The sequence below is a fragment of the Bacillus sp. HNG genome, from assembly GCF_003400205.1.
Taxonomy (GTDB): domain Bacteria; phylum Bacillota; class Bacilli; order Bacillales; family Bacillaceae_L; genus Ferdinandcohnia.
The window spans coordinates 1-25,968 of sequence record NZ_QUQV01000004.1 but is presented as its reverse complement, the minus strand read 5'-3'; the positions used below and the strand labels follow the sequence as shown (position 1 = coordinate 25,968).

The window sequence follows — 25,968 nt, the reverse complement described above, 5'->3', positions numbered from 1 at the left end:
CTCCTTTTTTGTAGATGGGCATGGGGACAGGTATTCATTCATCACTCCGGAATTCTAAAATATCTCCGGGCTGACATTTTAATGCCTTACAGATCCCCTCTAAAGTCGAAAACCGAATCGCCTTTGCTTTACCATTTTTCAATATAGAAAGGTTAGCAATTGTTATTCCAACCTCTTGCGAAAGTTCTGTGACGCTCATTTTCCTTTTTGCTAACATCACATCAATATGAATGATAATCGCCATCATCTTCACCTCAGACTGTTAAATCGTTTTCTGATTTAATATTAATTGCTTCTTGTAGTAGCCGTTGGAGCACAGCAGCAAATATGGCAACAACCATTGATGCAAAGATAGGGACTATACCGAACACGACGAGACCTGGTGCATCTTCTAGCTTTGCTATGGGAAAAAGAAATGGCCAGATTACAACATATAATCCACTAAATGTCATCGCACAGAACTTGATTTTCTTTAAGGCCGTGACAGACAACCCTGAGAAGGCATGGTTCTTGTCAATATAGCTTATAAGTTTATAAGCCTGATACAATGCTACGAAAAACGGGATCCCAGATACATATATACCTATTAAAATCGGATAAAGTATATAGGCATCATCTTGATTTACTGGATTATCGACTAGTGAAAGCAACCCAAATATACCCACGGCTAGAACTAGGATTCCTATTATCAATAAAGCTAGCTTTAAAAAGAGCGTTGATCCTCGTTTCATAAAAAAACACCTCTTTAAATCATTTTCATATTGATTCTAATATAAAATTTATCGTTTTGCAATAAAATATTATTGATTATTATAAAAATAAACATTCCTCACAAAAAGGAATGCTCTACCTCGTACATTAGCATTTACCCATAAACAGGAAGCTATCTGAGTATTGATGCACGCGCTTTATTTGATGTTTATTAGAAGACTCTCCTTTAACGAATTCCCGAATTTATAACCGCTTTATGTAAATACTAAGCCTTGTAAATCAAATTTAGGAGGATTCGAATGCCACAAAAACAACCTAAAAAAAGTAATATGCAGACAGATGTTGCGGGAACCAATCCACAGAAAGTAAAACAAGAAATCCAAAAGGATGTCAGTCAAGGACAAGGTGACATAACCTCCCGCGAAGCCGGGGCAATGCGCGATTAACACCATTTTCTACTGTCAGACAAAGCCTGTATCAGTTTACTTAGTAATCAATGATACAGGCTAAAAGTCTTTGTTTAACTGACATGCCGCTAGCACTATCAGATGAAAAGCAATTTCGATATTTTCAATGCAGTCTTCGGGTAAAATAAAATTGTATTCTAATTAAGATAGATACAATTATGGAGGGATTCGTATTAAACTTTTTACAGAAGAGGAAAAGATAAAGATTTTATCTGACATCATAGCGATCAAATCGATTAATGAAAACGAAATTGAAGTGGCAAATTACTTGAAAGATTTATTTGCAGAATACGGCATTGAATCTAAAATCGTTCCAGTTACAGACACTCGTGTTAACTTAGTGGCTGAAGTTGGAAGCGGGAGTCCAGTCATCGGTGTTTCTGGTCATATGGATGTCGTTTCTCCTGGTGATGAAAGTGAGTGGACTTCAGATCCGTTCACATTGACGGAAAGAGACGGAAAATTATACGGACGAGGAACAAATGACATGAAAGCAGGTTTAATAAACCTTGCTTTAGTGATGATTGAACTCAAAGAGAATAATGAACTAAAAAATGGTACTGTCCGTTTTATGGCAACCACTGGTGAAGAAGTCGGTGGCGCAGGTTCAAAAAAATTATATGAAGAAGGCTATATGGATGATGTCGATTATCTATGGGTAGCTGAACCTTCTCATGACACGATTATTTACTCCCACAAAGGATCACTTAACTTGCGTGTAACGTCTATTGGTGAAGCAGCACACAGTTCTATGCCTGACCAAGGGTATAACGCAATTAATCCATTAATGAAATATCTATTAGAGGTAGACGAAAAGTTGAATGGCGATGGTCGAAAAAATGAAGTGCTGGATAAATTGGTTATGAGTACAACTATTTTTAATGCAGGGAATCAAGTAAACTCAGTTCCCGCAAAAGCAGTTGCTGAAATAAACGTGCGAACTATTCCAGAATTTAATAATGATGAAGTGATTGACATCTTCAACACAACCGCTAAAAAATACAATAAAAAGGGCTCTGACATTGGTGTTGAAGTAACAATGTCACTACCAAGCGTCTTCACTTCAGGACACTCTAAAATGGTTGAACTTGCTAAAGAACTCGGTAAAAAACATTTAGGATTAGAAGTTTCTGTTAAAGGTTCGCCTGGGGTGACAGATGCATCAAACTTATTAAGAGGTAAAGATGAAAACTTCCCTTTCATGATGTTTGGTCCAGGCGAAACAAAAATGGCACACAAAACAGATGAATATGTCTATAAAGATTACTACTTTGCATTCTTCGAAATCTATAAAGAGTTAATTTTAGGATTATCGAATGAAAAATGATATTTTTAACGATTAAGAGGTAACTACCATTTTGGGTAATTATCTCTTTTTGCTTTTTATTTAGATTTATTCTACGTATTCGTGTATTTTTCGAATAACTTCTTTATAAAAAGAAACTTGATGTGGAACGAATCTATCCCTATTCACTTTTTCGTTAATTTTTTTCTTTTTCCCATCATTCTTTATTTCAAATCCACTGATTTCGATTTCATCTTTTTCACCAAACCAAAGCTGGGAAAAATCAATAAATGTAGCTTTCACTATTCCAGAAACCTCTTCCACTTGAAGAGTAAAGTCATCAAGGTCATTTTTGCTCTTATATAAAAAAACGTTTGCTAATTCTTTATCAATAAAATCTTCTTGCACAACAGAATAATCAAGAACACCTAATTTTATTAACTCCTCAAAAGCAACATCTATCCCAAGTTCTTCTTTAATTTCTCTTACTCCATCCTCTACTGTTTCATCAGCTAACAAATGTCCAGCAGCAGTAATATCTAATAGATTAGGATAGTCCTTTTTATTTTTACTTCGAAGCTGTAAATAGATATAATCGATTCCCTCTTCATTACGAATAAACCAACAATGAAAAACTTCATGCCAGTATCCAATTCTATGTACATCACTCCGAGAAGCTACACCGATTAGGTTCTTATGATCATCAAAAATCTTTATTCTTTCTTGCTCTCCCATAAATTTCTCCCTTATCACTTATCCGTATTGTCAAAGCTTCTTTACCGGCATAAACAATGACGGACTCAGTTCTTCACTTTCAATGACAATCGCAGTTAATCCGGTATCTGTTTTCGTTTCGTGCCATTCATCCTGTTCCCAAAAAACAGCATCACTAGGCAAAACTTTCACATACTCATCTTTTTCATTTCGGACATATCCTACACCACTAACTATTAAAAGTAGTTGTGGCACTGTAGCTTGGTGGTACCCGACAATCCCCTTTTCCCCAAGATGCATACAACCAATATGGGCAGGTTTACTGGTTTGAATAATACGAGACATAACGAAATCAGAATCAAACTGTGGAATTTGTTTACCGCTACTTTTATCAAATTTATAAAATTCCATGATATGACCTCCTCTACCCGTAATTATTCCTTACAGCACATTGAATACCCTTCTTTTCCCATTAAAAAAGGAGTATGAATTTCTCCATACTCCTCATTTATTCATCCTGCGTTTTTTACAAACTTCATACTTAATTGATCAAGCATATCCTTTGTCATTGTTTCAAGATTGTACCTTGCCTTAAAGCCCCATTCTTCTTTTGCCGCTGTGGCATCAATTGAATTTGGCCAGCTTTCTGCGATGGCTTGGCGAACTGGGTCTACCGCGTATGTCATCTCAAACTTCGGAATATGCTTCTTAATTTCTGCCGCAATTTCCTCTGGCGCAAAGCTCATAGCTGTTACATTAAAGGCATTTCGATGCTTCAGCTTGCACTCATCAGCTTCCATCAAATCAATGATGGCTTGAAGCGCATCTGGCATATACATCATATCCATATATGTTCCTTCTGCAATATAAGAAGTATAGCTTTTGTTTTTCAGAGCTTCATAATATATTTCTACTGCATAATCCGTTGTACCGCCACCAGGTGGGGTTACATATGAGATGAGTCCTGGAAAACGCAAACCTCTCGTATCTACGCCAAACTTATGATTGTAATAATCACAAAGTAATTCACCTGAAACCTTGTTTACACCGTACATTGTCGTGGGACGCTGAATCGTATCCTGCGGGGTTCCATCCTTTGGTGTAGATGGACCAAAAGCGCCGATTGAACTTGGCGTGAAAAATTGGCAACGCAACTCACGAGCAACCTCTAATGCATTGACGAGTCCGCCCATGTTTAAATTCCATGCTAACAGCGGCTTTGCTTCTGCCGTTGCAGACAGCAATGCAGCTAAATGAATCAACGTATCAGCATCGTATTTTCTCGTAATGTCATACATTGCTTTTCCATCTGTTACATCTAAAAGCTCAAATGGACCAGATTGAACAACCTCACAATCCGTTTTTCGAATATCTGTCGCTACAACATTATCAGCACCATACACTTTGCGAAGCTTCGTGACAAGCTCTGACCCAATCTGGCCCAGGGCTCCGGTAACAATAATTTTCTCCATGATTCATTCCCCCGAGTTTGTCGACTTAGATAATGTTCATTTCCTTACCAACTTTTTCGTAGATGGCTACTGCTTGATCGAGCATTTCCTTTGTATGTGCCGCAGTCGGCATATTACGCACCCTTCCTGTTCCTTGTGGGACAGTTGGGAATACGATTGATTTAGCATAGACGCCTTCTTCAATTAATCTCTTACTGAATTCCTGTGTTTTCACTTCTTCCCCAACAATAACAGGTGTAATTGGAGTTTCGCTGTGACCAATATCAAAGCCGCGTTCCTTTAATTGCTGTTTGAAGTAGTTGGCATTATCCCATAGCTTGTCGTGAAGTTCTGTACTGCTCATTAAAATTTCGATTGCTTTTGTAGCAGCAGTAACATCAGCAGGTGTCACAGCAGTAGAAAATAGGAATGGTCTGCTTCGAACCTTCAACCAGTCAATTAACTCCTTTTTACCCGCTACATACCCACCAACAACACCAATGGCTTTTGAGAGAGTTCCAATTTGGAAATCAACTTTGTCGGAAAGACCAAAATGCTTAACCGTACCCGCACCTTTCCCTAATACTCCTGAACCGTGGGCATCGTCTACATATGTAATAAGGTCAAATTCCTCAGCGATTTGTACGATTTCAGGTAGTTTTGCAATATCACCATCCATGGAGAAAACACCATCAGTGATGACCATAACTTTGTTATATAAACCAGATCCAGTTGCCTCTTTTGCTTTTTTGCGTAAATCATCCATGTCGGAGTGGTTAAAACGGATGATTTTTGCTTTAGAAAGACGGCATCCATCGATGATTGACGCGTGATTGAGTTCATCAGAAAGAATCGCATCATTTTTATCCATAACAGCAGAAATAGCTGCCATATTACAATTAAATCCAGACTGATATGAGATAGCTGCTTCCGTGTGCTTAAACTCAGCAAGCTTTTCTTCTAGTTTTAGATGAAGGTCAAGTGTTCCGTTGATGGTCCGAACCGCACCTGCACCAACCCCATACGTATCAATTGCTTCCTTCGCTACCTCTTTTAAGCGCTCATCCGTAGCTAAGCCTAAGTAGTTGTTAGAGGAAAGGTTAATCAGTTCCTTCCCACTGATTTTGATGATAGGTCCGTTTGCACCTTGAAGAGGGTCAATCACATTATAAAGACCTTTCTTCTTTAAATCCTCCAGATTTTCATGCAAAAATGAGTCCAACACCTTCGACATGGAATATCCTCCTTTTGTATGTTTGCAAAACACAAATGTACTCTCTAAAAATACAACGTTGTTTTTACAAACCCTTTTATATCAACATTTATACTTTATACTTTACCACACTATTCATCAAATGTTTATACCCAGTGGACACTTTTTCTAATTATTATTATATTATTTGTTAGTTTTGAAATTGTGATACAAAAGGTCAGTTTTATGTTTCAGAGACAGGTATTATTTGAGTGTGCTTTTGGGGGATTTAAGGAAATGTCGAGGTATATAAGCAGGATTTGGATGGGGTTTTAGGAATTGGGATATGGGAGGGATTTTGGATAATAAAGGGAAACCATATAATATAAAGTTTAATATCACATGGCAATTGGATATTTCAGAAAAAAGCAATGAGATAAAAGTGAGATATGTAAAGACTTTTGGATATTTTTAGTAAAACCAATGATATAAAAGTGTTATATGACCGCACTTTTGGTTTTTTTAGGAAAAAACCTTCACATAAAGGCATGATATGACATAGCTTTTGGAATAAAAAGTAAAATAAGATAGCATAAAGCCTATTGGAATGCCATCAATTGGATTTTTCTAGGAGACCGACTAACCTCCAAGGCCTCTGGAGTGACACTAATTACCTTTTTCTAGGAGACTAACTACTCTCCAAGCCCGCTGGAGTGACACTAATTGGATTTTTCTAGGGAACTGACTACTCTCCACCATCTGGAGTACTTCCCTCAGAAGATTCGCCCCCCGAGCCTCTTCAACCAACAACCCCAAACAAAAAAAGAGACCATCTCTGGTCTCATTTTATTGGGTCATGCAAGATATTGATCATTTCTCGTGTTTCATCTAAATGTCTTACTGTTTGGTCGTACGCCTGAGAAGCGACACTCATAAAAAGAATATCGATCACGTGAAGCTGAGCGATTCTAGATGAAGTGGCACCACTTCGAAATGTTGGTTCCCTGGTAGCTGAAGTGTACAGCCGAATATCTGCCTGCTCAGTTACAAGCGAAGAACCATATTTCGTTAAGCTGATTGTACGGGCACCCTTTTTATTCGCAAGCTCAAGGATCTTTGCAACCTCAAACGTCTCACCTGAAAAAGATATCCCAACAACAGCATCATTTTCACCAGCATTCGCAACCAAAGTTGCGGCCATATGTACATCTGGAAATGCTGTTGCTTTTTTGTTTATTCGCAAAAACTTCTGTTGAGCATCCTGGGCAATGATGCTTGATGCGCCCACACCGAAAAAGTGAATCGTCCCGGCTCTTTTCAGGACTTCTACCGCTCGCTCAAGCTCCTCATTGTTTAGCAACTCGGCTGTTTCCCTTAGGGTTTGAACGCTATTGTCAGTCATTTTTTCAATAATGGACAATGTTGACTCATTCGGCTCAATATCGCGGAAGCCAGTTGCTTTTTTCTTTTGCAGGTCTCCTGCAATGCGCAGTTTCAAATCCTGAAATCCTTTTAAATCGAGTGATTTACAAAGTCGAATAACAGCGGCACTGCTTGTTGAGCTTCTTTTTCCAAGCTCACTGGCCGTTAATGTGATCGTTTCCTGCGGGTTTTCCAATATATATAAAGCTATTTTCTTTTCAGATGGTGGGAGGTTTTCATGCATTTCCTGAAGCATGACGAGTCCCCCGGTCATAAAGGACATTTTCATCAACTCTCTTTATTCATTCTACTATTATTATAACGACTTTTTCATAACATGGAACTTTCGTGTTACCTCGAATCCTGTTTTCTTATAAAGATACCCCGCTGAACTCTTCTCACCTGTCCAGAGGAACCAAGCCCCATGTAATCCTTCAGCACGCATATTTTTCAAGCATTCATTCAGTAAAATCTTGCCTAACCCTTTACCTTGTTGGTCTGGGTCGACTCCGAATGGGCCGAAGCGATCTGGAATTCCTTCATAGCCACCATAGATGCAAAAGCCTACTAAGTTTTCGTTGTCTCTTGCAATCAAAATGCGGTGGAGTGGCAGCCCCTGCAGGATTCCTTCTCGAATCGCACGTCCCCAATCAGGATTAAAAACGTTATTCGCAAATTGGATCACTTCATATAAATCCTTGTCTTCTGCCGTTAAAAAGGTGTAGCCTTCTTTTTCCCGTTTTGCTTTTAGTTCAAGCACATCAGAGGATGGAGTAAAGCCCACTAGGCTTCGATCCATCGCGACAGGTGAATATTGTTTTTCGAAGCCTTCTTTTAAGAGGAAGGAATAGCCTTCTGGATAGGCTTCTTCATCAAGTCCCGGGAGGATGTAATTCGGCGCATATGAAGCAAAGAATGCACTTTTCCGACCATTTGCTGCAAGGAATTCTAAGCCCTCTTTCATCAATTTTTCTCCGACACCTGACCGCCTGAAGTCTGGATGAACGAAAAAGAATGGAATCCAGCCGTTTTCTGGTTCTAGCTCGGTACCAGCCATCGGCAGCAATCTCCGTATTGCATATAAACAGCCAATGATTTTACCACCCTCTATAGCAACGCGTAATCCCAGCGGATCAAAATTTGCATCTAAAAGAACAAGATTTCGAAATCTTTTCTGTGTGAGTGGGTCTCTTAACAAGCACTCATTCCAAAGCTCGACAATCCCTTTTTCATCTCCTGATTGATAATAACGAAATGAAACCATAGGGCCCATCTCCTTCCTTATTTGTACAATAGATAAGGTTCTCTTTGTTTTTTAAAGGCTTCCGTTTCCGCTTCACAAGATTCTATAAAATGACTAGTCTTGCCATTCAAAACGAGTTTCTTAAGCTCTTTTGTCCCCGCTAAAAGATCAAACATATAGGTTTTCTTTTCACCAAATTGAAGAAACTCAAAATCATGAGGGTACATCTCAGCAATGGTTTCCAATAAGGCTAGACCTGTTTTCAGCGAGTGTATTTTTCTTCGATCTGTCACATGAAGCTGAATACCTTCGCATACCTTTTCCTTATGTTTTTGATAAGTTGGAACGAAGGAAATCGGTCGAGCAATCACGCCAGGTAGCTTTTTCTCATTAAAATATTTTGCCAGGCGGTAGCCATCGATATAGGGACTTCCTACATATTCAAAAGGCTTAGTTGTGCCTCTTCCTTCCGACAAATTTGTTCCTTCGACCAAGCAAGTTCCAGGGTACAACGTGCACATGTCCATTCCTGTGGTATTAGGCGAAGGTGGGATCCAAAATAGGTCTGTCTCATCATAAAACATATCACGATGCCAGCCTTCCATTGATATCACCGTTACCTCACAATCGATGCCAAATTCGTGCTTATACATGAGCGCCAGTTCTCCAACGGTCATTCCGTGGCGATTTGGAATCGGATAGAGACCAACGAAGGAGCGTACATCCTTTTCTACTAAATTCCCTTCCATTACGGTGCCAGTTATGGGGTTTGGTCGATCCAAGACAACAAATTGCTTTCCGAACTCAGCACATGCCTCCATGACATATGCCATTGTATAAATAAACGTATAATACCTCGCCCCAATATCTTGAAGGTCAAAGACAATCATGTCCACATTTTCAAGCATTTCCTTTGTTGGCTTTTTCGTTGCTCCATACAGGCTATAGACTGGAATTTTAGTATAAGGGTCTACAAAGGAATCAATCTTTTCTCCTTCCTTGGCACTTCCTCGAATTCCATGTTCCGGACCGTAAAGGGCAGTCACATGAATATCTGGATGCTCATGGAATAAATCAATGGTTGGTGTTAGACGCTGGTTAACCCCAGTCATATTCGTTACTACTCCAACACGTTTTCCTTTACATAGATTCACAGAGTTCTTTAAAAAGCGATCAAGCCCAATCTCCAAAGTCTCTTCCTCCTCTCCTCAAAAAAAGGAGAGATACTCTCTCCTTATTCCTTCACTCCACCGAGTGTTAATCCTTTTACAAAATGTCGTTGGAACAACATAAACACGATAATCATTGGGACGGATGCGATTGCTGCTCCACTCATTAGAAGCTTGAAGCTTGCCAAGTTTGCATCCTGTAATGTTTTTAATCCAACTGGCAATGTATATAGATTTGCATCGTTTAATACGATAATTGGCCATAGGAAGGAGTTCCAGACGTTCATAAATGTAAAGATTCCTAGAGCTGCAAGACCTGGTTTAGCAAGTGGCAGAATGATTTTCCAATACGTCTTCCATTCGCTTGCACCGTCGATTTTGGCCGCATCTATGAGTTCATCAGGAATTGAGTGCATAAATTGTCTCATTAAGAATACCCCGAAAACCATTGCAAGGTCTGGGAAGATAAGCGCCCAATGTGTATCCATAATCCCAAAATTCCGAACCATAATAAACAACGGCACTAGGGTAACCTGACCTGGTATCATCATTGTTGCGATAATTGACCAGAAAATGAGATTCCGTCCCGGGAACCGTTTTTTAGCGAGGACGTACCCCGCCATCGAGTCAAAGAGAAGAATTCCAATTGTTACGACGACTGCAATATAAAAACTATTAAAAAACCAGATGCCTACGTTATTTTTATTAAACAATGTCGTAAATCCTGAAAATGTATCTTTAATGATGTTATCCAAAACTTCTCGGTGATAGGTTGCAGCTTCAGCATCACCAGATTTTTGCGCATCTTTGGCTTTTCCCCAATGCTCAAAGTACTCTGTAATCCCCATCGGGTACATTTTCGGTGGGTTTGAATCAACATACGATACTTGACGTTCTAGTTCTTCATCCTGGTAACTACTTAGCTGCAAAGATGTACTGAAAACCCAATACAATGGTAAAAGGGAAACAATCGCGAAGATGGACAAGAGCACATAAATTATAAGCTTGTTTACTTTTTGAATACCTGTTGTCATTGTGTTTCCCTCCTAGTCATCGTACCGAAGTAAACGGAATTGAATAACAGAAAATAGTAGAATAATAAAGAATAAAATAACTGATTGTGCCGCAGCAAAACCAAATTCAAAGTCCCTAAAACCAGTTTTATAGATTAAGTGAACAAGGGTTTCTGTCGCCGTTCCTGGTCCTCCACCCGTCATCATAATGATTTGCGTAAACACCTGAAACGAACCAATGGTACTCAGTAAAACTAAATATAATGTTGAAGGTTTTAATAATGGCAATGTAATGTGAAACCATTTTTGAAAGCTATTTGCCCCGTCAATGGTAGCTGCCTCATATAAGGTATTTGAAATCGAACCCATTGAAGCAAGGTAAAGAATAATCCCAACTCCGAATGGAATTAAACATTGCATGATGATTAGAGCCCAAAGTGCGGATGAGGATTGACCCAACCAGTTAAGTGGCTCCATGCCAAACCACCCTAACACATAGTTAAATAATCCAAAATCATAGTTATACATCCAGCGCCATACCATCGCTACAATAACCATCGATGTAACGGTTGGTAAATAAAAGGCTCCCCGGAAGAAGCTTTGAGATAATTTTCCAAGAGGATGGATGAGAGAAGCAATGATAAGTGCACTTATTACGTTAAAAGGTACCGTTACAACTGTAAAAAGGAAAGTATTACCTAGCGCATCGTAAAAGGCTTCACTTTTAAACACCTTAATATAGTTGTCGAGACCTGCCCATTCACTCCCAAAAATTTTATATTCCTGGAAGGAGATGATAAACGCCCACACCACCGGGATCGCAATAAATGCAATAAACAGGATAAGTTTTGGAAGTAAAAATAAATATGCGGAATAGTTCTTTTTCATTTCTTTCCATATCTTAGACTTTTTTGTTAGTACTACTGCATTGGCAGCTTGATGAACGGGTTTCACCGCGATTCCCCCAATCTTTCATTTGGCAGTAGGCAGCCCAGCATGGACTGCCTACCTTGCCAATTACTACTCACCCAATAATTCATTAACCTTCTTCTCAGCCGCTTTCATTGCTTCCTCAGCTGTCTTTTCACCATTAAATACTAATTGAAGCTCTGTTTGAATCGCTTCGTCAATTTTCTTCCACTCAGGGTGACGTGGTAGCATCACGACTTGTGAAGACATTTCTTGTGCGCGCTTCATTTCTGGATTGTCCTTATATGGATCCATGTCTGCAGCACTCTTACGTGCAGGGAAAATTCCATACTCAGTTGCCATTGTAAATTGCTCATCAGTTGTTGAGATGAACTTAATAAATTCGCCAACCATTTCCTTCTTACCTGCATCTTCTTGGTGGAACATTGTCCAACCACCAACACCACCGATTGTTACAGGGTCACCTGATTTACCTGTTGGGTAGTTAGCAACTGCAAAGTTTGTTGGATATTTTGTTTGTGCTGAGCTGATTGCCCAAGTAGCCCAAGGTTGCATCGCAACAGTACGTTGCTCTTCGTTTGCCCATGCTTGGAATGTACCACCAACATCTTGACCTCCTAATGTTTCAGGAGCTACATTATGCTCTAATTTTAAATCTGCAAGCTGTTGAATTGCTTCTACTGCTTCCGGCTCTGTAAATGTGAATTTTGACATATCCTCATTCAATGGACTTCCACCATTGATGTAGAAGAATGGCCAAGCTTCATAATATCCAGGAAGGATATACGTTGAGAATCCGTATACATCGGTTTTACCATCGTTATCACGGTCAAATGTTAGCTTCTCTGCTGCTGCAAAGAATTCATCCCATGTCCACTCACCGTTTGCAGGAGGTTCAACTCCACGCTCTTCAAATAAATCTAAGTTTAATAGCATTGCATGTACGGTTAAAGAGTTAGGAACACCATATAATTTTCCATCAAATGTATAAGCATCAAGTGCATTTTCATAGAAGTCCTTTAGCTCATCTTCAGTAAATAAATCATCAACCGACTCAATGACACCTTGTTCTATATGGTCGATACTTACTGCACTACCACTTATGTCAACTGGTGCAACGTCTGGCCAAGATTGCCCTGCAATCGAAACGCCTAATTTATCAGGAAGTTCTGCCCATGGAACTTGAACTAATTCAACTTTTACACCTTCATGAGCTGCTTCGAATTCTTTAATTTTGCTTTCCATCCAGTGGAATTTGTTATCTTTGTCATCTGGCCAACGTGGTCCATCCCACACTGTGATTGTTCCTGTCCAAGCCTTATCACTATCCCCATCGCTGCCTTTTGTTGTGTTCTCTTTCTTGCTACATGCCGCTAACAATCCAATTACTAAAATACTTATAAGAAAAAGACTAAGCCATTTTTTCATTTTACTTTTCCCCCTTACGTATCTTTCATCATTGTTTTCATTGCAGTGCCAACACAAACTTCATTAAGTAGCTCTTGCCCTCGCCTCCCTTCAGATTTTTTTGTTGTTTTTATGCTAGAGCAATTTTCCCCATGATAACAGGGGTACTTGCTCCTGTTGCTGATGGAAGATTATTCGGTCGTTTGTTGATACATTGGTAGCCCAGTAATGCAAATACAATTGCTTCCTTGGCATCGGCTGGGAGTCCCAGTTCATCTGTGCTGCCTAGTTTGATGGATGGAGGCAGATGTTCTTGCAATCTTCTTCGTAGCGTTTGATTATACCAGCCACCACCACTTATAAAAATCTCATTGATTTTATAGGAATCTACATATCTCTTACTTTCGTCTGCGATTGTACGAGCCGTTAACTCCGTAATCGTCGCTATCTTATCCTCTGGTGCCAAATCGGCTTTTGTATTCCACAGGTCCTTTGCATACTCGAGACCGAACAGTTCGCGACCTGTACTTTTAGGTGCTGGCAACCGGTAATAGTCATGAACTAACAGCTCTTCAAGCCATTTTTCATTAACTTTTCCCTTTGCAGCTAGCTCACCATTTTTATCATAGGTTTGCTTTCCTTGTGTTGCCCATGTCGTAAATGCATCAATGAGCATATTCCCTGGGCCTGTATCAAACGCGAGTACTTGTGCATCACTGTCTGAAGGTGGTAAAACGGTTATGTTGGCAATTCCACCAATATTGGCGAGAATTCTACCATTTGATTTTGTCCGAAAAAGAAGATTATCCGCATATGGGACTAATGGTGCACCTTGACCACCAACCGCCATATCACGCGTTCGAAAGTCCCCTACCGTCATCACGCCTGTACGGTCCGCTATTACTGCGATATCCCCAATTTGTAAGGTTGATGTAAGGTTGTAGCCTTCTACAGGTTTACCTTCAGGCTGGTGAAAAATTGTCTGACCATGTGAGCTGATTAGATCCACGTCCTTCATCTCAAGACCCGCTTCAGCAACGACCTTGTTCGTCGCTTTCGCAAACAGTTCACCCAGAAGCATATTGGATAAAGAAATATCCTCGAGCCGCGCTCTATTAGGGTCACACAGCTCTAATATTCTATTTCTCATTGATTCCGAGTAGGGAAGTGTTGAAAAATGAATAAGTTTTACATGGATTTTTTGATTGTCACTTTCGGAAATGTTAACTAAAGCTGCATCAATACCATCAAGTGAAGTTCCTGACATTAATCCCACAACTACCTTTTCACTCACTTCAGCATCTCCCTTACTTTGGAATGGTAACTGGTAATTTCCCTGTTACCTTTTCTAGTCCATAGATTGCTTTTGCTGCCATCTTTAAAGCCGGGTATGGAAACTCATATGTGCAAATATAGGCTTGAACTTCTGGTAAAAATGCAAGATCATACGGACTTCTTGTCGCAACAACGACAACCGGTACGCCTATGTTTGCCAGTTCCTCGACTAGCTTTGTCTGTGCATCTCCTTTTTGAACAGTCAGGGTTCCAACTATAACCGCATCATAATGTTGGGCTTTTGCAGCTACTTCCTGAATTTCTTCGCCTGTCGCCGGGTTTGATAATTCAACAACCTCTGCTGTCTCATCTATCTCTTTAATGGCTTCACCGAGATACATCGAGGAATAGCGCTTATCCTCAACCTGCATCGTATATTTATTTTCAGAGTAAATGACTAGAACACGCTTATCCTTCAATGGCAAAATCTCATTGTATTTTACAATCGTAATTCCTTGCCTATAGATGTCATGTGCCAGCTGTTGATGCTCTTTCCCGCCAACAATTGACGGTACCTGACTTGAGCCAACCTCATCCCAGCTGCAATACTTTTCTTTCAATCTTGTCACTCTCGTAACAGCTGCTTCAATCTGAGCATCATCAACTTCCCCAGATTGCACCGCTGCAACGATAGCATCAATTGTTTCCTTTTGAAGGTGATGGAGATGCGAGACCATAATCAGATCAACACCTGCCTTAATTGCTTCAACCCCGCCTTTTGCCGTACCGATTGTATTAGCTATTGCATTCATTTCCATACAATCAGTTGTTACGACTCCATCAAATCCAAGCTTTTCTCTAAGTAGACCTGTGATTACTTTTCGCGACAATGTTGCAGGGACACCCGGTGTATCTTCAATTGCCGGAAAATATACATGTGCCGACATAATCGTATCTGCACCCGCTTTTATACTGTCGATAAAAGGCTTTAATTCAATTTGTTCCAAACGTTCGATGTTATGTGAAATCACAGGTAGATCTAGATGGGAATCGACATTTGTATCCCCATGTCCAGGAAAGTGCTTTAATGTTGTGATAACACCAGCTTCCTGCATTCCTTTCATGGCCATTCTTCCAAACTCGGAAACCTTATCCGCTGCTTCACCAAAGGATCTTACGCCGATGACTGGATTTTCAGGATTATTATTCACATCCATGACAGGAGCTAGATTCCAGTTGATTCCAAGTGCCTTTAGCTCTTTTCCAGTTGCTACACCTACTTGATAAGCATTTTCTGGCTCTCCTGTTGCTCCTAAAAGCATCGCTCCTGGAAAAATGGTTGTGCCTTCTCCTAGTCTTCGAACCACTCCATTTTCTTGGTCGATACAGATTAAGAGTGGATGCTCATGCCCCGCATCCTTTGCTACCTGTTGGAGTTCCTGGGTTAACGAAAGAATCTCCTGGGGTGTACCAATATTTCGTCCGAAAAGAATGATTCCGCCAACATGATGCTCACGAATCAGTTCTTTTATGTCATCGGAGGCTGTTATTCCTTTAAATCCAACGACCATCAGCTGACCGATTTTTTTTCGCAAATTTGTAATATCCATTGGAATCACCTCCACATCTATAATTCAAAGCCAGGTATACTTGGTCCTTTTCGAACATTTGCACCTACCGGGAACTTAAGGGTTTGTGCGTATGTTGTACGATTCAAGCAACCTCTCATTGTTCCAAGCGCCTTATAATAGTCGTAATATCGGAAATCAGTAGAATTCATAATAAACCAGTATTGAGACAACGCCTCTAAATAGGTTTCAAATTCGTCTGTTACATCTACATAAATATCCGGGACATATCCCTCCATGTCCTCCCAATTCTCACTATGCAGCATTCTTCGAAGGGAGTGTGGTGGAAGCCCTTCCATTTCAAATCCTGGCAAGGCCGCCTTTAACCAGGCTGATTCAACAAGTCGTGGACAAAGGGCATGATCAGGATGCATACTTTTTTCCCAGTGCGTAATAACAAGCGTCGGTTTAAGTCTTCTAAAAATGGTTGCAAGTTCGGTCACCGTTTCCTCATCTTCCTTCAGTTCTGCGTCCTTATAGGAAAGAGTAATGCTCTTGGCTCCCAATATTTCAGCTGCTTTTTCGGCTTCTTCTATTTTCTGAATCCTGTATTCTTCTACGCTAAGATGGGGTGGCGTGCCTTTTTCACCTGCAGTTAGGTGAAGGAAGGTGACCTCATGTCCTGCTTTGGCATATTTATGGGCGATGGCTCCCGCTTGAATTTCTCCGTCGCCACAGTGTGCACCAACAATCATCAAATGGATTTTTTCAGCCATCTTTTTTACCCCCTCGAAAGCTGCGCTTTAATTAAATTATGTAACCTTGGTCTTAACCTTAGAATTGGATCCTTCCTTCCAAAATGAACGCGGTTGGTCAGAAGGATGACATGTAACTGAATCTCTGGGTCAAACCAGATGCTTGTTCCTGTGAACCCAGTATGGCCGTAAGAGGCACTAGAGAATAGGTCGCCACAGCTTGAGAACGTTGGGCTTCTTAATATCCAACCTAAGCCCCTATATTCACGACTAAAAGTGGTGAAATTTTGCCTTGTTATGCGAATGGACTGCTCTGACAGAACCCGTCTCCCTTGAAATACCCCATTATTTTCAATCATCAAAGCATAGTTGGCGACATCGGAAATAGTGGAAAATAATCCAGCATGACCGCTTACGCCCCCCATACTTTCGGTGTTGTCATCATGAACAATCCCATGCTTATAATCCTGTAAGACTTCACTAAATTCAGTTGCCGCAAATCTTTCACGTTCATAGTTTGGTAGAAAACTAGTTTCACTCATATTTAATTTGTCAAATAACTCACGTTTTAGAAAGGTCTGAAAGTCCTCTTCTGTGACTTTTTCGATTATTTTATAGAGAAGAATGAATCCAAGGTCACTATAGATGACCTTTTCGCCCATTCCCGCAGCTAATTTTTCATCAAAAATTCGTTCTATGATTTGGTTAGTAGTTAAAGACTCTTTAAAGTACTCCCGATGTGCAGGTAATCCTGATGAGTGCGTAAGTAAATCTTTAATTGTAATAGGTGCTTTATTGTGTTTTGCAAATTCCGGTAAAAAATAAGCAACTTTATCATCAAGGTGTAGCTTTCCTGCCTCGATAAGCAATAAAATCGAGGGCAGGGTGGCCACCACCTTTGTCAGGGAAGCAAGATCAAAAATGGTATCAAGCTTCATTCGCTCCTTTTTCGGATAAACGACTCTATGTCCAATCGCTTCTTGAAGAATCCATTCTTTTTGATAGGAGATGTGAATGACAGCGCCTGGTATGTGCTGCAGGTCGATTTCCTCTTGTAGGAAAGCCAACACCCTATCCCTCATCCCCATCACTTCCCTTCATTTGCTAACTCGATTGCCTTCCTCGTAAATCCATTTGCTTTATCAATCACTTCATTGGCCTTTTCCAATGAGACACCTGCTAACACCATTACAATTGCCGGCTTTACTTTTTGGTTAGTTTGATTGAGGATTGTTTCGGCTTCCTGATACGTAATGCCCGTCACATCCATCACAATTCTTCTAGCTCGCTCAATTAGCTTCAGATTACTTGCATGGAGGTCGACCATTAAGTTTCCATAGACCTTACCAAGCTTGATCATTGCTGTTGTTGATAGCATATTTAAAATCATTTTTTGTGCTGTTGCTGACTTTAACCTTGTTGATCCTGAGAGAATTTCAGGTCCAACAATCACTTCGATGCTATGATGTGCATATTTACTTATTTCTGCATTCTGATTGCAGGCTAAGGAAACCGTAATTGCACCGAGATTCTGTGCGTACTGTAAGGCTCCGATGACATATGGTGTGCGACCGCTTGCCGCGATTCCTACTAAAATATCGTTTTTCGTAAAGCCTCTTTTTTCTAAGTCCCTTGCGCCACCTTCTAGGTCATCCTCTGCACCTTCAACTGCAGTAAACATCGCCGACTCTCCACCTGCCATAATTGCTTGAACCATTTCCGGAGGCGTACAAAATGTCGGTGGACATTCCGCTGCATCTAAGACTCCAAGTCGACCGCTTGTTCCTGCACCGATATAAAACAGACGTCCATTCTGTTTTAAAGTGGCATAGATGGCTTCAATCGCTTTATCAATTTGAGGAAGAACCATTCTAACGGCCTTTGAAACCGTTTCGTCCTCCTCATTCATTAGCTCAATAATTTGAGATGTCGTGAGTTGGTCGATATTTACGGACCTTTGATTTCGTTGTTCTGTTGTTAATGATGTAATATTAACCTTCAAATTCGCCACGCCTTTCCAACCTGTCTGGGTTCTTTTTCTTTCTTTAGAAAGGACTAAATCTGTTTACTATATTGCTGATATTGTTTCCAAACCTTAAAATCTATCTTTTTATAAAAGTCTAGTAATCCTGTCCAATCAATAATGATCGTGTTTATTTGCCTTTCTCTTAAAAAAGAAATACCTGCCTTTACAATCTCTAGCCCATAACCATTTTTTCTTTCCTCTTTATCAATCCCAAGTGGTCCGACACCGCCCACTCTTTCGTTGAACAGTGGCGCCCAATAAACATTAGGTCCGATTATTGGTGACTCAGGATCATTAATTCGGCAAAAGCCAATGATTTTGTTATTTTTACGAAATACAACAAATTCCCTACCCGTTCCACCATTTTCAAAATATTGTTTTGCTTCATACTCCCATCTTCCAGGAAAGCAACGATGGAGGAAGGAGACAAGTTCATCCTTATTTTCTATTAAGGCAACCTCGATATCCTTAGGTTTTTGAAAAACAAACTTTTCATCGGGGGCAAAGATCCTAATTAAGTCCGATTCAATACCAGAAGCTTGGTAACCTCTTTTTTCAAACCATTCTTTAGTGCCCTCAAATTGGAGTGGAATCCCGGGAAAGTAATGTGCCAGGTCACGACCAAGGAAAATGGTCTTACAACCCTGTTTTTCCAGCGCTTTTTCAGCCCTTTCTAATAAAGCGCTTCCAATTCCGTTTTTACGAAAATGTGAATCAACAAGTAAAGCCTGAATCCAACCGATTTCACGATTAGCAAGTGCTTCCGTTTTTTCCTGAACGTATTTGCTTATAATGAAACCAATGACCTGGTCCTGCTCATTTACAGCAAGGTACGAACCTGACGAAAGTACACTTGGATCTTGAATGCTATTTTGTTTAAAAAGCGTGTCTCTCATTGGGAAATCAGAACTAAGCTCACGATTCCATAGATTTATAACTTGTGATTCCCATTGCACATCCAACTGTAAAAATTTCATCATGGTTCCCCCATTAACATTTACAACCTATTTTCAAACCAATTATAGCAAATATTTATAAGTTTTGAAATAAAAAATCGTGATTAACATAAAATTATTGTACTATTATTTCATTTATATTGTTTTTAAAACTCACACCTAACTTGCCTCCTGCTTGAGCAACCCCGGCAGCAACCGCTCCTCCTACAGGTTCAATATGAGGTGTGACAAGTTTGAGTGGTAGAAAAGCTTCTTGTAAGTAAGTCTCAATGATTGGAATAAACAAATCACTGCGTGTAAATAACCCGCCCACAAGCACCACTTGAACTTCTCTTTCATTGAAAGGAAAAAGCTGATCGTACAAATGATGGATGGAGCTTGCTATCCTTCTTCCGGAGCCTCGGATGAGTTCCTTAGCCACTTCATCTCCTTTGTCAACCGCCTCTGTCACGTACTTACTTAATGGTGCAATTAAATCACGTGGATGTTTGGCACTATATACAATGGATACTAAATCTGTTGGATCCGTGATTTGAAAATGCTGGACGATTTTTTCTGTGAGTCCTGTTTTAGGACCTCTCTTGTCATAAGCCTTAAAAATAGCATGTAATGCTTCCCTACCAAGTTCGTAGCTACTGCCTTCATCATCAATCAAATAACCCCAACCACCAATACGTTTTCGTTCACCTTGATCATTTACACCAAAGGTGATTGAACCGGTTCCACAAATTTGGACAATCCCTGGTGCCCCAAAGGTTCCTGAATATAAAGCATTGACTCCGTCATTATCGATGATGATCGTTGCTTGGGAAGGTGCGAGTTTACCAAGGATGGCCTTAATAATCTCCTTTGCTTCAGGTCGATCTACACCCGCTATTCCAGCAAAAATGGTATGTAGGTTAGTAAAGGCATCTTTATTCTGATTTTCTAAGGACGAAAACAAGGACTCAAATTCTTTTTCAATGCTTTCGAGGTCAGCCCCATTCTGGTTGGTCGCCCCAACCTGAGCCACAGCGTATACATTCCCACACTCATCAGCAATAATTCCTTTCGTCTTCGTTCCTCCCCCATCAATCCCTAAAACATACATATTTTAGCCCCCAACTTTCAATTGGTTGTTAACTTTATTATACGTTATAGAAATTAAATTTCAATATATTTTAATTAATTATAAAATATTATTTCATAAAATAAAAAACTGCCGCCCTTTTGGAACAGCAGTTTCAGATATTTTATTCTTTACTTAAAATAGACGTACTTTCCAACGACATATTTGGATAATAGGAAGTTAAAATCCTATCAAACTCATACCCTAACGTTGTGCCAAGATAATAGGCACCGTATTGACTCATACCGACACCATGGCCATTTCCGCCCCCGTAGAACGTGACGCCGTTCTCTTCATCAAGTTCAAATCCAAAGAAGGCTGAAGGCAGGATGGTGTAGTTATCTAGTGTGCCTGTGTAGTCTGAGCTTCCTGCAGTAGCACGATGCAAGACAACAGTTTCTCCTTTTGTAAATGCATTAGTTGGTCTGATGGTGAAACGAATATTATATTCTTTTATGATTTTGTACGTCCCTGTTGTACCTTCGATGACAAGCTCCATGATGTTTCCACCGTCACCTCGTTTTGCTACATACATATCAACGAACTCCCCAATTCCTTCTGCTGGGATTGGCTGACTGACAAATTCTCCTGCTTCATTTTGCGTTAACACAAACTTAGAATCAGCTGCTTGTCTACTTGCAAGATTTGCATTGATTGTATTCTCTAGTTCTTCTTTAGAAAGGCTTACCTTCCATCTAAACCATGGAGAATTTCCGTCGTATCCTGTATGAGATAAGGTTTTATAGAATTCAAGAATTTCCTCTTCATTTTGTGTATCAATTTCTAGCATTTTACTAGGATCATTCGGATCAAATGTATGGCTTTGTGCAATTAAGTAAGGTAATACCTTACTTGGGAACGTCCCGTCAGCTTCAGCCCATACCTGATGCTTTGATGCACCATAACCCCCTGAAGTTGAATAATATCGTGCATCTACTAAACTACCATCTTCACCTAACATAATAACTCCTGCTGTTTCATTCACAGCCTGAGTTGTTGCAGCATTTTCAGGTGTATTGTTATAAACCTGACTCATCACACTATCCAGTACAAAGAATCCATCCTTCGCAAAACGATCGCTTAAATAGTCTCCTAATGCATAGGTTCTAGCCGCTACAGCCTGTGCTTTTAGTGCATTTAAACCAAAGTATGCAGGCATTTCACTTGGAACCACTTGATATAGATACTGCTCAAAATCAACTTCATTGATTAGATTTAATTTGTCTCCAGTTGCGGATGTCGTAATTTCAAAGAACCCACGATATGAAGGGTCACCACTTGCTCGTGTGATATTGTCAACTTTAATTTTGCTCCCTTCATCAGTAAAGGCATAAAGTCTGTTCGTTGTTGAATATAAAACCTCACCTGTAGCACTTGTTACAGTGATTTCATTTTCAGAAGGTGTGAACGTAATTTTCTCGTTTGCTGGGACTACGAATGTTTCCTCTCCAACTTTATCAACGATTTCAAGCCCCGCTTGAGAGCTTAATACAATTGTATCGTGGTCAACTGTCGCAAAGCCTGATGTCATTATCCCAACACGCATTGTTTCAATCAGAGTAGGTCCATCAATAAAAATTTTTGTGATTTCATCTTTGTGATTCACCCGAATTGTTACATTTTCCGCACCAACTCTTACATCAGCAAGTGATTTTTGGTATACTCGATTCTTTCCTTTTAGTGTTACATCATAATTCTTCGCAAGCTTTTTAGTGCCTTGAAGCTCTAGTTCTAAGGCTCCGTTTTCTGTGTCCTTCGCCATCACTTTTTCTGTGTATTCAACCCATGATCTGTTATCCTCGGCTGCTGAAGCTTGGCCCGTTTGAGAAAAAAGACCAGTAATAAGAACAATCATTACCAAAGCGCTTACAAAGATACGTCCCTTTCTAATCAGCAAAATAATTCCCCCACTCCCCTAATATTGTTTAGAACTAGCAAGCTTTTCCTTAACGCACAATCAGAAAAAATGTACTAGTTTTACTTACATACTCATTTCTTTAAATGATTAAAATTTACCTTCATACTTTTGTACCATTTTATGAAATAAAATTTTAGTTCTTTTGTTTTACTTTTCAAAATCTAGAAACATTCCATTGCCTTTTTAATTGATGTAAAATAATGACATAGAGCTGATTTACGAAAAGGAGGAAACAGCTTTGAACGAAAATATCAAAACTTATCTAAAAGAAAACCGAGAATCACACTTACAGGAGCTTTTTAAGCTACTTTCAATTCCGAGCATTAGTGCATTGCCTGACCACAAGGAGGATGTCAACCGTACTGCAGAATGGGTTGCTGAAGCACTTCGTAAAATTGGGATGGAAAATATCAGTATCCATCCAACGAAAGGACATCCCGTTGTATATGGAGACTGGCTGCATGCTGAAGGCAAACCAACTGTCTTAATTTATGGGCATTATGATGTTCAGCCGGTTGATCCCCTTCATTTATGGGACAGCCCTCCGTTCGAGCCGGAAATTCGCGATGATAAAATTTTCGCACGTGGAGCAAGTGATGATAAAGGGCAAACCTTCATGCATTTGAAGGCGTTAGAGACCATTTTTAAGACGGAAGGAACATTGCCACTCAATTTTAAATTCTGTATCGAAGGTGAGGAAGAAATCGGAAGCCCGAACCTCCCTGCTTTTGTTGAGGAAAATAAAGAGTTACTCGCCGCTGATGTCATTGTTATTTCTGACACAAGCATGAACGAACGTGGAAAACCAACGATTTGCTACGGCGTACGAGGACTGGCAGGTCTTCAAATTGATGTAAAAGGTTCAAACAGCGACTTACACTCCGGTCTATACGGTGGTGGTGTACATAACCCAATTAATGCGCTTGTTCAATTATTGGACACCTTCCATAATGAGGACGGAAAAGTGACTGTTGAAGGGTTCTATGAGGATGTGCAGCCATTAACAGACGAAGAAAAGCAAGCATATGAAGCGTTGAACTTTGATGAGGAAAAACAACGTCAAGAGCTTGGTGTTCCTGCTCTTTATGGTGAAAAGGGTTATAGCTATCTTGAGCGAACATGGGTCCGTCCAACCCTTGATATTAATGGCATTTACGGTGGATTCCAGGGTGATGGTATCAAGACTGTTATTCCATCAGAAGCTCATGCAAAAATCACATGCCGTCTTGTTCCAAATCAGGATCCTGATGTGATCGTTGAACACCTTAAGCAACATATTGAGAAAAACAAACCAGTTGGTGTTGAAGTTACCCTTCAGCTTTTTGATCAGGGTGCACCATATGTGACACCATTTGACCATCCAGCGATTCAAGCAGCAAGCCGCGCTTATGAGGAAGTCTACAAGGTGCCAACATCATTTACTCGTGGCGGTGGATCATTGCCGATTATTGCGACCTTGGACGAAGTTCTACATGCCCCAATTGTATTGATGGGCTTTGGACTTCCAACTGAAAACTTCCATGCACCAAACGAGCACTTCCATCTTGAGAATTTTGACAAAGGCTTGGAGACTTTGTGCACGTACTGGTTTGAGTTAGAGAAATCCTTGTAAGAGAAAAGGTGGATCCCAGAGTTGGGGTCCACCTTTTTTTGAGTTGAAGCATGCTAAAGCACAATTATTAAAATTAACACGCATATACCTAGGATTTTAGCGCAATTCGGATGAGATAATGCGCAATTATCGTTCCTTAATCCACTTGACTGCACCTTATTTTCCTGCTAAAAACGCTTGAACCTGCTCAATCGTTGGCAAGGCGCTCATAGCTCCTTTTTGCGAAACTGCCAGCGCACCAGATACACTGGCAAAAGAAGTGATTTCATTGATTTCGTCTAATGTATAGTCTGTTATCTTTTTATCTCTCTTACTAAACTGGTATAGCAATCCAGACACGAACGCATCTCCCGCACCTGTCGTGTCAACGCTTTTTACTTTCTGGGCTTCCACAAAAATAGCCTCACCCTTGTAGAATGCATGTACTCCATCCTTACCAAGTGTAATGAATAAAAGCGGAATGTCATACTCTGCTAATCTTCCAACACCGCGTTCAATATCCGTTTCACCCGTAATAAACTCTAACTCCACCTCTGATAATTTAACAATATCGGCCTCACTTAGCACTGATACTATTTTCTGTTTCGCTATGTCGAGATTCTTCCACAGCATGGGTCGTAAATTCGGATCATAGGACACAACTAGGCCGTTTTCCTTCGCCAGTTGAAGTGCCTTTTTCGTCGCGGCTTCCGCCGGGTCGTCTATTAACGAAATCGAACCGAAGTGGAACACATTATGCTCATCAAAAAAGGACGCAGGAATCTCCTCAGGAGTTAAAAAGCGGTCCGCACTTTTTTCAATATAAAATGAAAACTCCCGCTCCCCTTCTTCATCAAGTGTTACAAACGTAAGAGCTGTGCGAGCTTCCTTTGAAAGATACATGGCCTCTGTTTGCACGTCGTAATTTTCCAAGGTCTGTTTTAAAAAATTGCCAAGAACATCGTCCCCTACTTTACCTATGAAAGAGGACTTCGCACCAAGCATCGCTGCTCCAACCGCTACATTTGCCGGTGCTCCCCCTGGGCTTTTTAAAAATTTCATATTGTCTTGGTCAAGTGGAATGAAATCAATTAAAGCTTCACCTAAACAAATGACTCCCTGTTTCATCTTCTCACTTCCTTTCGTTATTATTAGACTGCTTAAACCTTGTTACACCCTTGATCATTTTTTGCTTGAGCATGCACTTCGAAACCACTCTTTCGGTACATGCTTGGGACTATTTGCGTTTGAGCATGTACTGTGAAACCTTTCTTACGGTACACGCTTAGATCTTTTTCCCCTGAGCTTGTACCGCGAAACCTCTCTTACGGTACACGCTTGGATCTTTTTCGCCTGAGCATGTACCTTGAAACCTTTCTTACGGTACACGCTTGGATCTTTTTCACCTGAGCATGTACCGCAAAACCTTTCTTACGGTACACGCTTGGATCTTTTTCGCCTGAGCATGTACTGTGAAACCTTTCTTACGGTACACGCTTAGATCTTTTTCCCCTGAGCATGACCGCAAAACCTTTCTTACGGTACATGCTTGGGACTTTTTCACCTTAGCTTGTACCGCGAAACCTCTCTTGCGGTACACGCTTAGATCTTTTTCGCCTGAGCTTGTACCGCGAAACCTCTCTTACGGTACACGCTTAGATCTTTTTCCCCTGAGCTTGTACCGCGAAACCTCTCTTACGGTACACGCTTGGATCTTTTTCGCCTGAGCATGTACCTTGAAACCTTTCTTACGGTACACGCTTGGAT

At 40.3% G+C, this 25,968-nt stretch carries 24 protein-coding genes; 3 read left to right on the top strand and 21 right to left on the bottom strand.

Annotated elements, in window-relative coordinates; translation table 11 throughout:
• Positions 1-34 precede the first annotated feature (34 nt).
• Together DZB84_RS08890 and DZB84_RS08885 are read right to left on the bottom strand one after the other, a co-directional pair.
• Positions 35-244, bottom strand: coding sequence for a helix-turn-helix domain-containing protein (locus tag DZB84_RS08890; protein ID WP_116351903.1), 210 nt, complete (start codon positions 242-244; stop codon positions 35-37).
• A 10-nt stretch (positions 245-254) separates the two neighbouring features.
• Positions 255-731 (bottom strand): DUF2975 domain-containing protein, encoded by a 477-nt coding sequence (locus tag DZB84_RS08885; protein WP_116351902.1) that lies wholly within the window; start codon positions 729-731, stop codon positions 255-257.
• 279 nt (positions 732-1,010) lie between these two features.
• On the opposite strand from DZB84_RS08885, the gene DZB84_RS24865 reads away from it, so the two are divergent.
• Both DZB84_RS24865 and DZB84_RS08880 read left to right on the top strand, forming a co-directional pair.
• Positions 1,011-1,157 carry a hypothetical protein gene (locus DZB84_RS24865; protein ID WP_189655195.1) on the top strand — a complete coding sequence of 49 codons (147 nt, stop codon included), beginning with the start codon at positions 1,011-1,013 and terminating at the stop codon, positions 1,155-1,157.
• A 187-nt stretch (positions 1,158-1,344) separates the two neighbouring features.
• The gene (locus tag DZB84_RS08880; RefSeq protein ID WP_317616404.1) at positions 1,345-2,505 is read left to right on the top strand and encodes an ArgE/DapE family deacylase; all 1,161 of its coding nucleotides are present in this window, start codon (positions 1,345-1,347) and stop codon (positions 2,503-2,505) included.
• Between the two features lie 66 nt (positions 2,506-2,571).
• On the opposite strand, the gene DZB84_RS08875 is transcribed toward DZB84_RS08880, so the two are convergent.
• The 18 genes from DZB84_RS08875 to DZB84_RS08790 form a co-directional block, all read right to left on the bottom strand.
• Positions 2,572-3,198 (bottom strand): NUDIX hydrolase, encoded by a 627-nt coding sequence (locus DZB84_RS08875; protein WP_116351900.1) that lies wholly within the window; start codon positions 3,196-3,198, stop codon positions 2,572-2,574.
• Between the two features lie 30 nt (positions 3,199-3,228).
• The gene (locus DZB84_RS08870) at positions 3,229-3,588 is read right to left on the bottom strand and encodes a cupin (protein WP_116351899.1); all 360 of its coding nucleotides are present in this window, start codon (positions 3,586-3,588) and stop codon (positions 3,229-3,231) included.
• 101 nt (positions 3,589-3,689) lie between these two features.
• Positions 3,690-4,649: an L-threonine 3-dehydrogenase gene (locus DZB84_RS08865; RefSeq protein WP_116351898.1), complete on the bottom strand. Its 960-nt coding sequence runs from the start codon at positions 4,647-4,649 to the stop codon at positions 3,690-3,692.
• 25 nt (positions 4,650-4,674) lie between these two features.
• Positions 4,675-5,862: a glycine C-acetyltransferase gene (locus DZB84_RS08860; protein WP_116351897.1), complete on the bottom strand. Its 1,188-nt coding sequence runs from the start codon at positions 5,860-5,862 to the stop codon at positions 4,675-4,677.
• 799 nt (positions 5,863-6,661) lie between these two features.
• Positions 6,662-7,498 carry a MurR/RpiR family transcriptional regulator gene (locus DZB84_RS08855; protein ID WP_116351896.1) on the bottom strand — a complete coding sequence of 279 codons (837 nt, stop codon included), beginning with the start codon at positions 7,496-7,498 and terminating at the stop codon, positions 6,662-6,664.
• Positions 7,499-7,558: 60 nt separating this feature from the next.
• A complete protein-coding gene (locus tag DZB84_RS08850; protein ID WP_116351895.1) occupies positions 7,559-8,506 on the bottom strand; it encodes a GNAT family N-acetyltransferase in 948 nt (315 codons plus the stop codon).
• Between the two features lie 17 nt (positions 8,507-8,523).
• Entirely contained in the window at positions 8,524-9,675 is a 1,152-nt protein-coding gene (locus DZB84_RS08845) for an exo-beta-N-acetylmuramidase NamZ family protein (RefSeq protein WP_116351894.1), read from the bottom strand.
• A 44-nt stretch (positions 9,676-9,719) separates the two neighbouring features.
• On the bottom strand, positions 9,720-10,688 hold the full coding sequence (locus DZB84_RS08840) for a carbohydrate ABC transporter permease (RefSeq protein WP_116351893.1): 969 nt from the start codon (positions 10,686-10,688) through the stop codon (positions 9,720-9,722).
• 12 nt (positions 10,689-10,700) lie between these two features.
• A complete protein-coding gene (locus DZB84_RS08835) occupies positions 10,701-11,621 on the bottom strand; it encodes a carbohydrate ABC transporter permease (protein WP_116351892.1) in 921 nt (306 codons plus the stop codon).
• 66 nt (positions 11,622-11,687) lie between these two features.
• Entirely contained in the window at positions 11,688-13,025 is a 1,338-nt protein-coding gene (locus DZB84_RS08830) for an ABC transporter substrate-binding protein (protein WP_116351891.1), read from the bottom strand.
• Between the two features lie 109 nt (positions 13,026-13,134).
• Positions 13,135-14,298 (bottom strand): anhydro-N-acetylmuramic acid kinase, encoded by a 1,164-nt coding sequence (locus tag DZB84_RS08825; RefSeq protein ID WP_116351890.1) that lies wholly within the window; start codon positions 14,296-14,298, stop codon positions 13,135-13,137.
• 13 nt (positions 14,299-14,311) lie between these two features.
• A complete protein-coding gene (nagZ, locus tag DZB84_RS08820) occupies positions 14,312-15,889 on the bottom strand; it encodes a beta-N-acetylhexosaminidase (RefSeq protein ID WP_116351889.1) in 1,578 nt (525 codons plus the stop codon).
• A gap of 17 nt (positions 15,890-15,906) precedes the next feature.
• Complete coding sequence (locus DZB84_RS08815) at positions 15,907-16,623, bottom strand: PIG-L deacetylase family protein (protein WP_116351888.1); 717 nt, start codon at positions 16,621-16,623, stop codon at positions 15,907-15,909.
• A gap of 5 nt (positions 16,624-16,628) precedes the next feature.
• Complete coding sequence (locus tag DZB84_RS08810) at positions 16,629-17,672, bottom strand: serine hydrolase domain-containing protein (RefSeq protein ID WP_223254418.1); 1,044 nt, start codon at positions 17,670-17,672, stop codon at positions 16,629-16,631.
• A 17-nt stretch (positions 17,673-17,689) separates the two neighbouring features.
• A complete protein-coding gene (gene murQ / locus DZB84_RS08805; RefSeq protein WP_116351887.1) occupies positions 17,690-18,613 on the bottom strand; it encodes an N-acetylmuramic acid 6-phosphate etherase in 924 nt (307 codons plus the stop codon).
• Positions 18,614-18,657: 44 nt separating this feature from the next.
• On the bottom strand, positions 18,658-19,608 hold the full coding sequence (locus tag DZB84_RS08800) for a GNAT family N-acetyltransferase (protein ID WP_223254400.1): 951 nt from the start codon (positions 19,606-19,608) through the stop codon (positions 18,658-18,660).
• 91 nt (positions 19,609-19,699) lie between these two features.
• Positions 19,700-20,674 carry an N-acetylglucosamine kinase gene (locus tag DZB84_RS08795; protein ID WP_116351885.1) on the bottom strand — a complete coding sequence of 325 codons (975 nt, stop codon included), beginning with the start codon at positions 20,672-20,674 and terminating at the stop codon, positions 19,700-19,702.
• 142 nt (positions 20,675-20,816) lie between these two features.
• Positions 20,817-22,589 carry a SpoIID/LytB domain-containing protein gene (locus tag DZB84_RS08790; RefSeq protein ID WP_116351884.1) on the bottom strand — a complete coding sequence of 591 codons (1,773 nt, stop codon included), beginning with the start codon at positions 22,587-22,589 and terminating at the stop codon, positions 20,817-20,819.
• Positions 22,590-22,848: 259 nt separating this feature from the next.
• Between DZB84_RS08790 and DZB84_RS08785 the strand changes: the two genes are divergently transcribed.
• Positions 22,849-24,222, top strand: coding sequence for a dipeptidase (locus tag DZB84_RS08785; RefSeq protein ID WP_116351883.1), 1,374 nt, complete (start codon positions 22,849-22,851; stop codon positions 24,220-24,222).
• A 156-nt stretch (positions 24,223-24,378) separates the two neighbouring features.
• Here DZB84_RS08785 and DZB84_RS08780 read toward each other — a convergent pair whose 3' ends face one another.
• Positions 24,379-25,329, bottom strand: a complete 951-nt coding sequence (locus DZB84_RS08780; protein ID WP_116351882.1) for an aminoimidazole riboside kinase — start codon at positions 25,327-25,329, stop codon at positions 24,379-24,381.
• Positions 25,330-25,968 lie beyond the last annotated feature (639 nt).